The 12,618-nt window shown below is 72.2% G+C and carries 11 protein-coding genes and 1 pseudogene; 8 read left to right on the plus strand and 4 right to left on the minus strand.

Annotated elements, in window-relative coordinates; genetic code table 11:
- Positions 1-64: 64 nt before the first annotated feature.
- Complete coding sequence (locus AC27L3_RS23100; RefSeq protein ID WP_487235966.1) at positions 65-2,383, minus strand: transglycosylase domain-containing protein; 2,319 nt, start codon at positions 2,381-2,383, stop codon at positions 65-67.
- Between the two features lie 386 nt (positions 2,384-2,769).
- Between AC27L3_RS23100 and AC27L3_RS23105 the strand changes: the two genes are divergently transcribed.
- Complete coding sequence (locus tag AC27L3_RS23105; protein ID WP_344433209.1) at positions 2,770-3,105, plus strand: WhiB family transcriptional regulator; 336 nt, start codon at positions 2,770-2,772, stop codon at positions 3,103-3,105.
- A 232-nt stretch (positions 3,106-3,337) separates the two neighbouring features.
- Here the strand turns inward: AC27L3_RS23105 and bagB are convergent, their stop codons facing one another.
- A complete protein-coding gene (gene bagB / locus AC27L3_RS23110) occupies positions 3,338-4,708 on the minus strand; it encodes an ATPase BagB (protein WP_487235967.1) in 1,371 nt (456 codons plus the stop codon).
- A 253-nt stretch (positions 4,709-4,961) separates the two neighbouring features.
- Positions 4,962-5,939, minus strand: a pseudogene (gene bagA / locus AC27L3_RS23115) (ATPase BagA); the annotation flags it as partial.
- Positions 5,940-6,010: 71 nt separating this feature from the next.
- On the opposite strand from bagA, the gene sp36 reads away from it, so the two are divergent.
- The 4 genes from sp36 (at position 6,011) to AC27L3_RS23135 (ending at position 8,465) form a co-directional block, all read left to right on the plus strand.
- Positions 6,011-6,169, plus strand: coding sequence for a Sp36 family protein (gene sp36 / locus AC27L3_RS23120; RefSeq protein ID WP_003991873.1), 159 nt, complete (start codon positions 6,011-6,013; stop codon positions 6,167-6,169).
- A complete protein-coding gene (locus tag AC27L3_RS23125; protein ID WP_487235968.1) occupies positions 6,166-6,642 on the plus strand; it encodes a RidA family protein in 477 nt (158 codons plus the stop codon). The genes sp36 and AC27L3_RS23125 overlap by 4 nt, the downstream gene beginning before the upstream one ends.
- Positions 6,643-6,732: 90 nt before the next feature.
- Positions 6,733-7,638, plus strand: coding sequence for an NUDIX hydrolase (locus AC27L3_RS23130; RefSeq protein WP_487235969.1), 906 nt, complete (start codon positions 6,733-6,735; stop codon positions 7,636-7,638).
- The gene (locus AC27L3_RS23135; RefSeq protein WP_487235970.1) at positions 7,635-8,465 is read left to right on the plus strand and encodes an MBL fold metallo-hydrolase; all 831 of its coding nucleotides are present in this window, start codon (positions 7,635-7,637) and stop codon (positions 8,463-8,465) included. The genes AC27L3_RS23130 and AC27L3_RS23135 overlap by 4 nt, the downstream gene beginning before the upstream one ends.
- A gap of 82 nt (positions 8,466-8,547) precedes the next feature.
- On the opposite strand, the gene AC27L3_RS23140 is transcribed toward AC27L3_RS23135, so the two are convergent.
- Positions 8,548-9,222, minus strand: coding sequence for a Crp/Fnr family transcriptional regulator (locus AC27L3_RS23140; RefSeq protein WP_004939715.1), 675 nt, complete (start codon positions 9,220-9,222; stop codon positions 8,548-8,550).
- 316 nt (positions 9,223-9,538) lie between these two features.
- Between AC27L3_RS23140 and nth the strand changes: the two genes are divergently transcribed.
- The 3 genes from nth to AC27L3_RS23155 all read left to right on the plus strand — a co-directional run bounded on the left by nth (position 9,539) and on the right by AC27L3_RS23155 (position 12,598).
- Positions 9,539-10,552, plus strand: coding sequence for an endonuclease III (gene nth, locus AC27L3_RS23145; RefSeq protein ID WP_487235971.1), 1,014 nt, complete (start codon positions 9,539-9,541; stop codon positions 10,550-10,552).
- A 56-nt stretch (positions 10,553-10,608) separates the two neighbouring features.
- Positions 10,609-11,316: an NUDIX hydrolase gene (locus AC27L3_RS23150; protein ID WP_487236034.1), complete on the plus strand. Its 708-nt coding sequence runs from the start codon at positions 10,609-10,611 to the stop codon at positions 11,314-11,316.
- 82 nt (positions 11,317-11,398) lie between these two features.
- On the plus strand, positions 11,399-12,598 hold the full coding sequence (locus AC27L3_RS23155; protein ID WP_487235972.1) for a MarP family serine protease: 1,200 nt from the start codon (positions 11,399-11,401) through the stop codon (positions 12,596-12,598).
- Positions 12,599-12,618: the final 20 nt, after the last annotated feature.

Below are 12,618 nucleotides of genomic sequence, written 5' to 3' on the forward strand. Positions count from 1 at the left end.
CCCGCGCCCGGCGGGGGGGGCCGCCCCCCTTTTTTTGCGGTCTTTACGGTTTCCCGATCCTTGATCAGCCCTGGTCCGGCGTGCCGCCGGGAGTGCCGGCCGGGGTGCCGCCGGGCAGGCCGTCGGCGGGCAGGGCGGGCACGGCGGGCGTCTCGGGCTTGCTGTCGAGGGTGCCGGCGCCGGGCTTGCCGTGGCCCGGCTTGCCGGTGCCGGGCTTGTTGCCCTGCTTGCCGCCGCCCGCGCCCGTACCGTTGCCGGGCTTGCGGCCGCCGCGTCCGGTGCCGCGCTTGTCGCCGTTGCCCGGGTCGCCGCTCGCGTTGTCCCCGCCGACGGCGGCGCCGCCGAAGGAGGGGGCGTCCTTGCCGTCGAGGGCGCCGTTCATCGCGTCGCGCCAGATGGGGCCGGGGGTGTCGGCGCCGTAGACCTTGTCGTGGTAGACGCCGCCGATGGTGATGTTCTCCATCGAGACCGCGTCCTCGGGGCCGCCGACCCACACGGCGCCCGCCATGTTGGGCGTGTAGCCGACGAACCAGGCGGCCCTGCGCTCGTCCGTCGTACCCGTCTTGCCCGCGCTGTCACGGCCGCTGAGCCCGGCCTCCTTGCCGGTGCCGTCCTCGACGACGCCCTTCAGCAGGCTGTTGATCGTGTCGGCGGTCTGCTCGGACATCGCCCGGGAGCACTTGGTCTGCGGAACCTTCAGCGCCTTGCCGTCGGGACCGGTGGCCGAGGCGATCAGGACGGGGGAGCAGTACGTGCCGTGGTTGGCGAAGGTGGCGTAGGCGGAGGCCATGGTCAGCGGGGACATGCCGGCCTCGGCGCCGCCGAGGGTGAGCGAGGGGTTCTCGTCGAACTTGCCGCCGCTGGCGGGCTTGATGCCCATCTTGCCGGCCATCTTGATCACGGGGCACAGGCCCAGGTCGCCGACCATCTGCACGAAGTAGGTGTTGACCGACTTCGCCAGCGCCTCGCGCATGCCGTACGGGCCGACTTCGCTGCGGTTCTCGTTCTGGACGGTCTCGCCGATGCTGTTCTTCCACGGCTTGCCGCAGGTCTCGACCTCCTCGGGGTACGGCATGCGGTACGGCGAGGAGTACGTCTGGTACGGCGAGGTGCCCTGTTCGAGGGCGGCCGCGGCGACGATCGGCTTGAAGGTCGAGCCGACCTGGAAGCCGTAGGTCGAGCCGCCCATGGACTTGTCGGCGGAGAGGTTGATCTGGGTCTGGTGCTCGCCGAAGCCGTACGGGCGGGACTGCGCCATGCCGAGCACCTTGCCGGTGCCGGGCTCGACGATGGTCACGGCGGTGGCCACCGAGTCGCTCTGGTAGACGTGATCGCTGATCGACTTCTGGATGGACTTCTGGGTCTGCGGGTCGAGGGTGGTGCGGATGACCAGGCCGCCCTCGTTCCAGCGCTTGGCCCGGGCCTCCTTGGTCTTGCCGAAGACGGGGTCCTGCAGGAACGTCTCGCGCACGTAGTCGCAGAAGAAGCCGGCGTTGTCGACGGCGGTGATGCAGCCGCTCTTCGGGCGGGAGACGTTGAGCTTGAGGGGCTTGGCCTGCTCGGCCGCGACCTCCTCGGGCTTGATGTACTTCAGGTCCGCCATGCGCTGCAGCACGGTGTTGCGGCGCTTGGTCGCCTCCTTCGGGGCGCGCACGGGGTCGTAGCGGCTCGGCGACTGGACGATGCCGGCCAGCAGCGCGGACTCGCCGAGGGTCAGGTCCTTGGCGCGCTTGCTGAAGTAGCGCTGCGAGGCGGCTTCGACGCCGTAGGCCTGCTGCCCGAAGAAGGTGATGTTCAGATAGTTGTTGAGGATGCGGTCCTTGCCCAGCTCCTTCTCGACCTGGATCGCGTACTTCAGCTCCTTGACCTTGCGGCCGAGGGTCTGCTGGGTGGCGACGGCGACCTTCTCGGGATCGTCGCCGGCCTCCTCGACGAAGACGTTCTTGACGTACTGCTGGGTGAGCGTGGAGGCGCCCTCGGAGACGCCGCCGGACTGTGCGTTCTTGTTGACGGCGCGCAGGACGCCCTTGAGGTCGATCGCGCCGTGCTCGTAGTAGCGCGCGTCCTCGATCGCCACTATTGCCTCGCGCATGTAGGGCGAGATGTCGTTCAGCGGCACCACGGTGCGGTCGCGGGAGTAGACCTTGGCTATCTCGCCGCCCTGGGCGTCGAGGATGGTGGTGCGCTGGCTGAGCGGCGGCGTCTTGAGGTTGGCCGGGATCTCGTCGAAGCCCTCGACGGTGCCCTTGGCCACCAGGCCGAACGCACCGATGCCCGGTAGGGCCAGACCTGCCAGCACGACTCCCGAGAGCACGCTGACGCCGAGGAATTTCGCGGCCTGTCGGGTCCTGGAGGGACCCTCGCCCGAGCGCTTCATAGCCATGGTGCGAAGCCTACGTTCTCATTCCGAGGACAGGCGCAGGTGTGTTCGCCTACGCTGTTTCACGCCAGTCACTTCAGGCACTCTCCCGCATCACCTTCACGCTCACTCTTGTGAGTGATGAGAGGTGTCCGTATTGCCGCCTCTGATGGTGGTTGCCCGTCGCTCCCCGGGTGGTCTGCCCCTCTATGGAGGGAAAGGTCCTGCATGTCGCCAGCTCACTCCGTTGGGTGATCTGCCGCGTACGCATAGTCCGTTCGGGCCATTCAAGATTGGGCCCGCAGGGGGTGTTGCCCCCTGTCGGGCTTCCGTAACGTCCTCAACTGGCAACGGTGAATATGCCGCTGCCGCCGTGGGGGAGCCTCGATTCGGGAGAGGACGGCGCCAGCATGGGCTGGGTAACCGACTGGAGTGCGCAGGCCGCCTGCCGCACGACCGATCCGGATGAACTTTTCGTTCAGGGCGCAGCGCAGAACAGGGCGAAGGCGGTCTGCACCGGCTGCCCGGTGCGCACCGAGTGCCTCGCCGACGCGCTGGACAACCGCGTCGAGTTCGGCGTGTGGGGTGGGATGACCGAGCGCGAGCGCCGGGCCCTGCTGCGGCGCCGGCCCACGGTGACGTCGTGGCGCCGGCTCCTGGAGACCGCGCGCACGGAGTACGAGCGCGGCGCCGGGATGCTGCCGCTGGGCGAGCCGGGCTACGACGAGTACGCCGCGGTCGGATAGGCCCGCCGGCCAGTAGGCATCGCGGACGCACACAGGCGCGTCCACGCGCCGGTGCACGGCGCCCACGGCTGACGTACGGCCGGCTGACGTACGGCGCCCACGGTACGGCTCCGCGCCGCGCGTACGGCCGGCTCCGCGGCCGCCCTCCCACACCCCTGCGGCTCCCTCCGCGGTGACGGTTCGGGGCCCCGGCGCCACAGGTCTGCGTGTGTCAGCTCGGATCGGCCATGTGTCAGCTCGGATCGGCCGGTTCCGTCGCATCGGCGACCGCCCGGCCCCCGGTCGTCGTCTGGTCGGCGAGCCGGTCACCGATCGAGCGGAGCCCGGCCAGGTCGTGCACGTCCCCGGGCAGCGCAGCCACCTCCGCCACCGGTACGTCGGGGTGCAACGCGGTGAAGCGGTCGCGGGTGCGCTGCTCTCGGGCAATGACCTGCATGCGGTCGGCGTGCAGCCGCAGCAGCCCCGCCGCGAGCTCCGCGGCACTCGGTCCCGTGGACGTGGGCTGGGGGAAGCCCCTCTCGGGGGAGGGAGAGGACGTGTCCGTGGGAGTGAGGGTGCCAGGGTCGTCAGCGGTACGTGAGCCAGCTTGCCCGCTGCCACGATCCACAATGCCGTCGCCGTCAAGATTTTCTGTGTATTCCCCGTGGCCGTTCACCAGGCCGCCCTCCAGGGCCTCGGCGGCCGCCAGCGCCCGTTCCGCCGTCAGCCGGTCCGCCCCGCTGCCGTGGACCCGGTTGAGCACCACACCGGCCAGCGGCATGCGCTCCGCCGCCAGCCGCTCCACGAAGTACGCCGCCTCCCGCAGCGCGTCCCGCTCGGGCGCGGCGACGACAAGGAAGGCCGTACCGGGGGCCTGCAGCAGCCGGTAGGTGGCGTCGGCCCGGGTACGGAAGCCGCCGAACATGGTGTCCATCGCACCGACGAAGGTCTGTACGTCCTGCAGCAGTTGGGTGCCCATCAGTTTGTTCAGGGGCCCGCTCATCACCGACATGCCGACGCCCAGGAACTTCATCCCGGCCCGCCCGCCGACCCGCGCGGGCGCCATCAGCAGCTTGATGAGCTTGCCGTCCAGGAACGACCCCAGGCGGCTGGGCGCGTCCAGGAAGTCCAGCGCCGACCGGCTCGGCGGGGTGTCGACGACGATGAGGTCCCACTCGTCGCGGGCGCGCAGCTGGCCGAGCTTCTCCATGGCCATGTACTCCTGCGTGCCCGCGAAACCGGCCGACAAGGACTGGTAGAAGGGGTTGTCCAGGATGGCCCGTGCGCGTTCCTTGTCGGCGTGCGCTTCGACGATCTCGTCGAAGGTGCGCTTCATGTCGAGCATCATGGCGTGCAGCTCGCCGCCGGCGGAGTCGTCGATGCCGGGGACGCGGCGCGGTATGTTGTCCAGCTCGTCGATGCCCATGGACTGGGCGAGCCGACGGGCCGGGTCGATGGTCAGGACGACGACCTTGCGGCCGCGTTCGGCGGCGCGCAGGCCCAGGGCGGCCGCGGTGGTGGTCTTGCCCACGCCGCCGGAGCCGCAGCACACCACGATGCGGGTGCGCCTGTCGTCCAGGATCGGATCTATGCCGAGCGGCTCCGCCGCCGGGTCGAGGCTCACCCGCTCACTCCTTGGTGGTGCTGCCGTGGGTGTCGGTCGTGGGGTCGTGGGCGGCTGCCGCGCCCGTACGTGCGCCGTGTGCGCCGCCCGCGTCGGGGCCGGGCGTGCCGCTCCCGGGCGTACCGTCCACGTGCTGCCGGTCCTGCTGCACGGGAGGCGGCTGCTGTGCCTGCGCGGCTGCCTGCGCCTGCGAGGTTGCGGTCTGCGCCTGCGGGGTGGCCTGTGCCTGCGGGGTGGCCTGTGCCTGTGTCCACTGCCGGCGCAGGGTGCGGGCCATGCGGTACAGACCGGCCAGGTCCATTCCGTCGCCCTGCAGTGGCAGTTCGTACGTGGGCAGGCCCAGGCCGGCGACGTCGGCGCGGACCCGGCGCTCGAGCGCGAGGCGCTCCGTGTGCTCGCGCGCTTCCTGCAGCAAGGGTTCGACGAGCGGCTCGGCGCGGCCCGTGCGCCGTGCGCCGCCGGAGCCGGTGCGCTCCAGGGCGTACTCCAGGGCGCGGGCCACGTCCGGGCGCCGGGTGTGCGCGGCGGCGTCCACGGCGTCCTCGTCGAGGACCTGCGGCCGCACCATGTTGACGACGACACCGCCCACCGGAAGCCCGGCCGCCCGCAGCTCGGCGACGCCGTCCCGGGTCTCCTGGACGGGCATCTCCTCCAGCAGCGTCACGAAGTGCACCGCGGTCTCCGGCGACTTGAGGACGCGCATGACGGCCTGCGCCTGGTTGTGGATCGGCCCGATCCGGGCCAGCCCGGCCACCTCGTCGTTGACGTTGAGGAAGCGGGTGACGCGACCGGTGGGGGGCGCGTCCATGACCACGTAGTCGTAGGCGAAGCGTCCGGTGCGGTCCTTCCTGCGCACCGCCTCGCACGCCTTGCCGGTCAGCAGGACGTCCCGCAGTCCGGGCGCGATGGTCGTCGCGAAGTCGATTGCGCCGATCTTTCTCAGCGCCCGTCCGGCGGTGCCCAGCTTGTAGAACATGTGGAGGTAGTCCAGGAGGGCCCGTTCGGCGTCGATGGCGAGCGCGTACACCTCGCCACCGCCCGGCGCGACGGCGATCTTCCGTTCCTCGTAGGGCAGCGCCTCCGTCTCGAAGAGCTGCGCGATGCCCTGCCGGCCTTCGACCTCGACCAGCAGTGCGCGCTTTCCTTCGGCCGCGAGGGCCAGTGCGAGGGCCGCGGCGACCGTCGTCTTGCCGGTACCGCCCTTGCCGCTGACGACATGGAGCCTGCTCATGAAGCGGAGCCTAACCAGTCGCCGGGCGGGCTACGCACGAGGCCGTCGGTGCGAGGCATTACAGTCAGGCCATGACCAAGTGGGAATACGCGACGGTGCCGCTGCTCGTCCACGCGACCAAGCAGATTCTGGACACCTGGGGCGAGGACGGCTGGGAGCTCGTCCAGGTCGTGCCCGGGCCGAACAACCCCGAGCAGCTGGTGGCCTACCTCAAGCGGGAGAAGCAGTGACCGCGGCAGCGGGTGCCGTCGAGGCGCGGCTCGCCGAGCTCGGCCTGAACCTGCCGGCCGTGGTCCCGCCGCTCGCGGCGTACCAGCCGGCCGTGCGCTCCGGCGCGTACGTCTTCACCGCGGGCCAGCTGCCCATGGTCGAGGGCGCCATCCCGGTGACCGGCAAGGTCGGTGCCGAGGTGAGCCCCGAGCAGGCCAAGGAGCTGGCCGCCACCTGTGCGCTGAACGCCCTGGCCGCCGTGAAGTCGGTCATCGGCGACCTGGACAGGATCGTCCGCGTGGTCAAGGTCGTGGGCTTTGTGGCCTCCGCCCCGGACTTCACCGGTCAGCCCGGTGTCATCAACGGTGCGAGCGAGCTGCTCGGCGAGGTCCTGGGCGACAAGGGCGTGCACGCGCGCTCCGCCGTGGGCGTGGCCGTGCTGCCGCTGGACGCCCCGGTCGAGGTCGAGATCCAGGTGGAGGTCCGGGACTGATCCCGGCCTCCCGGGTCAGCGGTGTGCGCCTCGGGCCCGCTGCCGACCCGTGCTCTCGAACATCCGCACGTGAGCGCATAGCATCCGGTCATGTCGACTTCGAACGGCCAGTGGTACCCGCCGGAGTGGCCGGACCGGATCAGAGCGCTCGCCGCCGGCGAGCTGCGGCCCGTGGCACCGCGCCGTGCCGCGACCGTCCTGCTGCTGCGCGCGGCGACCGACGGGCTCGCCGTTCACATGCTGCGCAGACGCGCCTCCATGGCCTTCGCCGGAGGCGCGTACGCGTATCCGGGCGGCTCCGTCGACCCGCGCGACGAGCGGGACGTGCCCTGGGCCGGGCCGGCGCCCGAGGAGTGGGCACGCCGGCTCGGTACCGACAGTGCCGGCGCACAGGCCATCGTGTGCGCCGCCGTCCGGGAGACCTTCGAGGAGGCGGGCGTCCTGCTGGCCGGCCCCGCCCCGGACACGGTCGTCGCGGACACGACGGCCGAGGAGTGGGAGGCCGACCGCGCGGCCCTGGTCAGCCGGGAGCTGGCCTTCGCGGACTTCCTGGAGCGGCGCGGCCTGCTGCTGCGCAGCGACCTCCTGGGCGCCTGGGCGCGCTGGATCACGCCCGAGTTCGAGCCGCGCCGCTACGACACCTGGTTCTTCGTGGCCGCCCTCCCGGAGGGCCAGCGCACCCGCAACGCCTCCACGGAGGCCGACCACGTGGTGTGGACGGCCCCGGCGGCCGCGGCCGCCGGCTACGACCGGGGCGAGCTGCTGATGATGCCGCCCACCATCTCCACGCTGCGCTCCCTGCTGCCGTACGCGACCCCGGCCGAGGTTCTGGCGGCCTCGGGTGACCGGGATCTCACGCCCGTCCTGGCACAGGCGCGGCTGGAGGGGGAAGAGATCGTGCTGAGCTGGCCCGGGCACGACGAGTTCACCAAGCACATCGACGTCGTCCGGATCGCCGGGCCGACCGACCGAGGACCTGCGGGAGCCGACGCATGACGCACGCCACCGACCTGCCGGGACAGCCGCGCACGGGCGCCATCGGCGGCCCCGCGACCGACCGGGCGACCTGTGTCCTCGCGCCGAACCCGTCCGCGATGACGCTGGACGGCACCAACACCTGGATCCTCGCCGAACCGGACTCCGACCTCGCCGTCGTCGTCGACCCCGGGCCGGACGACGAAGCGCACCTGCGCACCGTCGTCGCCACCGCCGAGGCCGCGGGCAAGCGGGTGGCCCTGACCCTGCTCACGCACGGGCACGCCGACCACTCCGGCGGCGCGGCCCGCTTCGCCGAGCTGACGGGCACGCACGTCCGGGCGCTGGACCCGGGGCTGCGGCTGGGCGGCGAGGGCCTGGGCGTGGGCGACGTGATCACCACGGGCGGCCTCGAACTGCACGTGGTCTCCACGCCCGGCCACACGGCGGACTCCCTGTGCTTCCACCTGCCCGCCGACGGCGCCGTGCTGACGGGCGACACGATTCTGGGCCGGGGCACGACGATCGTCGCCCACCCCGACGGCCGGCTCGGCGACTACCTCGACACACTGCGCCGGCTGCGCCTGCTGGCGGTCGAGGAGGGCGTGACGACGGTGCTGCCGGGCCACGGTCCGGTACTGGACGACGCGCGCGGCGCCGTCGAGTACTACCTCGCGCACCGGGCCAAGCGCCTGGCCCAGGTGGAGACGGCCGTGGAGAACGGCCACCGCACGGCACCCGAGGTCGTCGCCGCGGTCTACGCGGACGTCGACCGCGCCCTGTGGCCGGCGGCCGAGCTCTCGGTGCGGGCGCAGCTGGACTACCTGGAGGAGCACGGGCTCATCTGAGGCCCCGCAGGCCCCGCAGGCCCCCGGGTACGCCGAAGGGCCCCGCGGCGCCGTTGATGCGCCGCGGAGCCCCGGGCCGGTGTCAGCGGGAGCGCTTGGCCAGCCGCTCGACGTCCAGGAGGATCACGGCGCGGGCCTCCAGGCGGAGCCAGCCGCGGCCGGCGAAGTCCGCGAGGGCCTTGTTGACCGTCTCCCGGGAGGCGCCGACGAGCTGGGCGAGCTCCTCCTGGGTGAGGTCGTGCACGACGTGGATGCCCTCCTCGGACTGCACGCCGAAGCGGCGGGAGAGGTCCAGCAGGGCCTTGGCGACACGGCCGGGAACGTCCGAGAAGACGAGGTCCGACATCGAGTCGTTGGTGCGGCGCAGGCGGCGGGCGACGGCGCGCAGCAGGGCGGTGGCCACCTCGGGGCGCGCATTGAGCCAGGGCTGCAGGTCGCCGTGGCCGAGGCCGAGCAGCTTGACCTCGGTGAGCGCGGTGGCGGTGGCGGTGCGCGGACCGGGGTCGAAGAGGGACAGCTCGCCGATCAGCTCGCCGGGGCCCAGGACCGCCAGCATGTTCTCGCGGCCGTCGGGGGAGGTCCGGTGGAGCTTCACCTTGCCCTCGGTCACCACGTAGAGGCGGTCGCCCGGGTCGCCTTCGTGGAACAGGGCGTCGCCCCTCGCGAGCGTGACCTCGCCCATCGAGGCGCGCAGCTCGGCGGCCTGCTCGTCATCGAGCGCCGCGAAGAGCGGGGCGCGCCGCAGAACGTCGTCCACGAGTTCTCTCCTTGTCGACATGCACAGAGGACCGTGGTCCCCATGATGCCCGTCGGTAAAACTGTGTGATCAAACACAAGTGTGGCGCATCGTCGCCGGAACCCCTACGGCAGGGGTCCGATTGGGCTGTGGTTTTTCTGCGGCCGGGGCGGATGTCGGTGGTGGGCTCTAGTCTGGCCGGGTGTCCAATACGCCGGTGAGAGCACAGGGCAAGGGGGCCTGAAGGGTGAGCGCGGCCCGTGATTCCGCTGTGGGCGAACGCCCCGGCGCGAAGAAGGCGAAAACCGCAAAACCGTACGAATCGCAGGACGCGGCCGTGGCGGGCCGGTCCGCCGCCGCGGAACCCAGAGGCGCGGCGAAGGCGGCCGCGGAGCCGCCGGCGGAGAAGCCGCCGACCAAGAAGGCGGCAGCCAAGAAGGCGACCGCAGCCAAGAAGGCAGCAGCAAAGAAGACGGTGACCAAAAAGGCGGCCGAGAAGACGGCAGCGCAGAAGACGGCAACCGAGAAGACGGCGACCAAGGAGACGGCGGCGAAGAAGCCGGCCGGCACGACCGGCGCCGCCTGGTCGGAGTCCCGGACGGCGCTCGTCCGGCGCGCCCGCCGGATCAACCGCGAGCTCGCCGAGCTGTACCCGTACGCCCATCCCGAGCTGGATTTCGAGAACCCCTTCCAGCTCCTGGTCGCCACGGTGCTGTCCGCCCAGACCACCGACCTGCGGGTCAACCAGACGACGCCCGCCCTGTTCGCCGCGTACCCGGCGCCCGAGGAGATGGCCGCGGCCGATCCCGAGAAGCTGGAGCAGCTGATCCGGCCGACCGGTTTCTTCCGGGCCAAGGCGAAGTCCCTCATCGGCCTGTCCGCCGCCCTGCGGGACCGCTTCGGAGGCGAGGTGCCCGGCCGGCTGGAGGACCTCGTCACGCTCCCCGGCGTCGGCCGCAAGACCGCCAACGTCGTCCTGGGCAACGCCTTCGGCGTGCCCGGCGTCACCGTCGACACGCACTTCGGCCGGCTCGTGCGGCGCTGGAAGTGGACGGCCGCCGAGGACCCCGAGAGGGTCGAGGCCGAGGTCTGCTCGCTCTTCCCGAAGAGCGACTGGACGATGCTCTCGCACCGGGTCATATTCCACGGCCGCCGCGTCTGCCACTCCCGCAAGCCGGCCTGCGGTGCCTGCCCCATCGCCCCGCTGTGCCCCGCCTTCGGCGAGGGCGAGACGGATCCGGAGAAGGCCCGCAAGCTGCTCAAGTACGAGCTGGGCGGCCAGCCCGGCCAGCGGCTGAAGCCGCCGCCGGACTATCCGGGGCGGCCCGCGCCTCCTCTGGGAGCCGCGTGACCGGACGCATGCCGCACGACCGCACCGCAGCCGAGGACGACGACCGGGGGAAGGCGATGACGAGGACGTACGGCCACGAGGTGGCCCGGGGCCGGGAGGGCCGGGTCGAGGTGACGGCCGAGGGCCTGCCGACGTGGCTGGAGCCGGTGGAGCGTGCCGCGCGGCACGTGGAGCCGCACCAGCTGAGCCGGTTCCTGCCACCGGAGACGGGGGGCCGGCAGTCCGCGGTGCTCATCCTGTTCGGCGAGGGCGAGCGCGGCCCGGAGCTGCTGCTGCTGGAGCGTGCCGGGACGCTGCGCTCGCACGCCGGCCAGCCGTCCTTCCCCGGTGGCGCCCTCGACCCGGAGGACGGCGACCCGGAGGGCGACGGCCCGCTGCGAGCGGCCCTGCGCGAGGCGCAGGAGGAGACCGGCCTCGACCCCTCGGGCGTGCAGCTCTTCGGCGTGCTGCCGCGGCTGTACATCCCCGTGAGCGGCTTCGTGGTCACGCCCGTCCTGGGCTGGTGGCACACGCCCAGCCCGGTGGCGCCGGTCTCGCCGCAGGAGACCGCCCGCGTCTTCACCGTCCCGGTGGTCGACCTCACCGACCCCGGGCGCCGTGCGATGGCGGTGCATCCCAGCGGTCACCGCGGCCCGGCGTTCCGGGTGGGCCCGGCGCTGGTGTGGGGCTTCACGGCCGGCCTGATCGACCGCATCCTGCACTTCGCCGGCTGGGAGCGGCCGTGGGACCGCGAGCGGGAGGTCCCCCTGGACGCGCGGGCCTGACCGGCATGAGACGGTGGCCCCCGGCGGCCGGCCGTGGACCCCGGCGCCGCCCCCGGACGACGACAATGCGAGGCATTCTTCGGTGAACGTGCTGGACATCGTGCTGCTGGTCGCCGCCGTGTGGTTCGCGGTCATCGGCTACCGCCAGGGCTTCGTCGTCGGCGTGCTCTCGGTGATCGGCTTCCTCGGCGGCGGTCTCGCCGCCGTCTACGCGTTGCCGGTGATCTGGGACAGTGCCACGGACGATGCGCAGCCCGGCACGATCGCCGCTGTCGCCGCCGTCGCCGTCGTCATCCTGTGCGCCTCCGTCGGCCAGGCCGCCACCACGCATCTGGGCAACAAGCTGCGCCGCCACATCACGTGGACACCGGCGCGCGCCCTGGACGCGACCGGTGGGGCGCTCGTCAACGTCACCGCGATGCTGCTGGTCGCCTGGCTCATCGGCTCGGCCCTCGCCGGTACGACGCTGCCGACGCTGGGCCGCGAGGTCCGCGGCTCCAAGGTGCTCCTCGGGGTGGCGCGAGTGGTGCCGCCGCAGGCCAACACATGGTTCGCGGACTTCAGCAGCGCCCTCGCGCAGAACGGCTTCCCGCAGGTCTTCGCGCCGTTCTCCGCCGAGCCCATCACCTCGGTGCCGCCGCCCGACCCCGCGCTGGCCGGCAGCCCGGTCGCCGTGGAGGCGCAGCGCAGCATCGTCAAGGTCGTCGGCAACGCCCCCAGCTGCGGCAAGGTGCTCGAAGGCACTGGCTTCGTCTTCGCCCCGCACCGGGTGATGACCAACGCGCACGTGGTCGGCGGCGTGGACGAGCCGACCGTGCAGATCGGCGGCCGGGGCCGGCTGCACGACGCGACGGTCGTGCTCTACGACTGGAAGCGCGACATCGCGGTGCTGGACGTGCCGTCGCTGGACGCGCCGGAGCTGCGGTTCGCAGGGTCCGACGCCGACACCGGCAGGAGCGCCATCGTCGCCGGCTTCCCGGAGAACGGCGCGTACGACGTGCGGGCCGCGCGGGTCCGCAGCCGGGTCCAGGCCAACGGCCCGGACATCTACCACCGCGGCAACGTCCGCCGTGACGTCTACTCGCTGTACGCCACCGTCCGGCAGGGCAACTCCGGTGGCCCGCTGCTCACGCCGGACGGCAAGGTCTACGGCGTGGTCTTCGCGAAGTCCCTCGACAACGCCGAGACCGGCTATGCGCTGACGGCCGACGAGGTCCATCAGGACGCCGTGTACGGCCGCACGGCCGACGGCAGGGTCAACACCCAGAGCTGCGCCCTGTGAGCCCTTGAGGGGAGCCCTCG

The sequence above is a fragment of the Streptomyces sp. PKA51 genome (genome assembly GCF_057552455.1).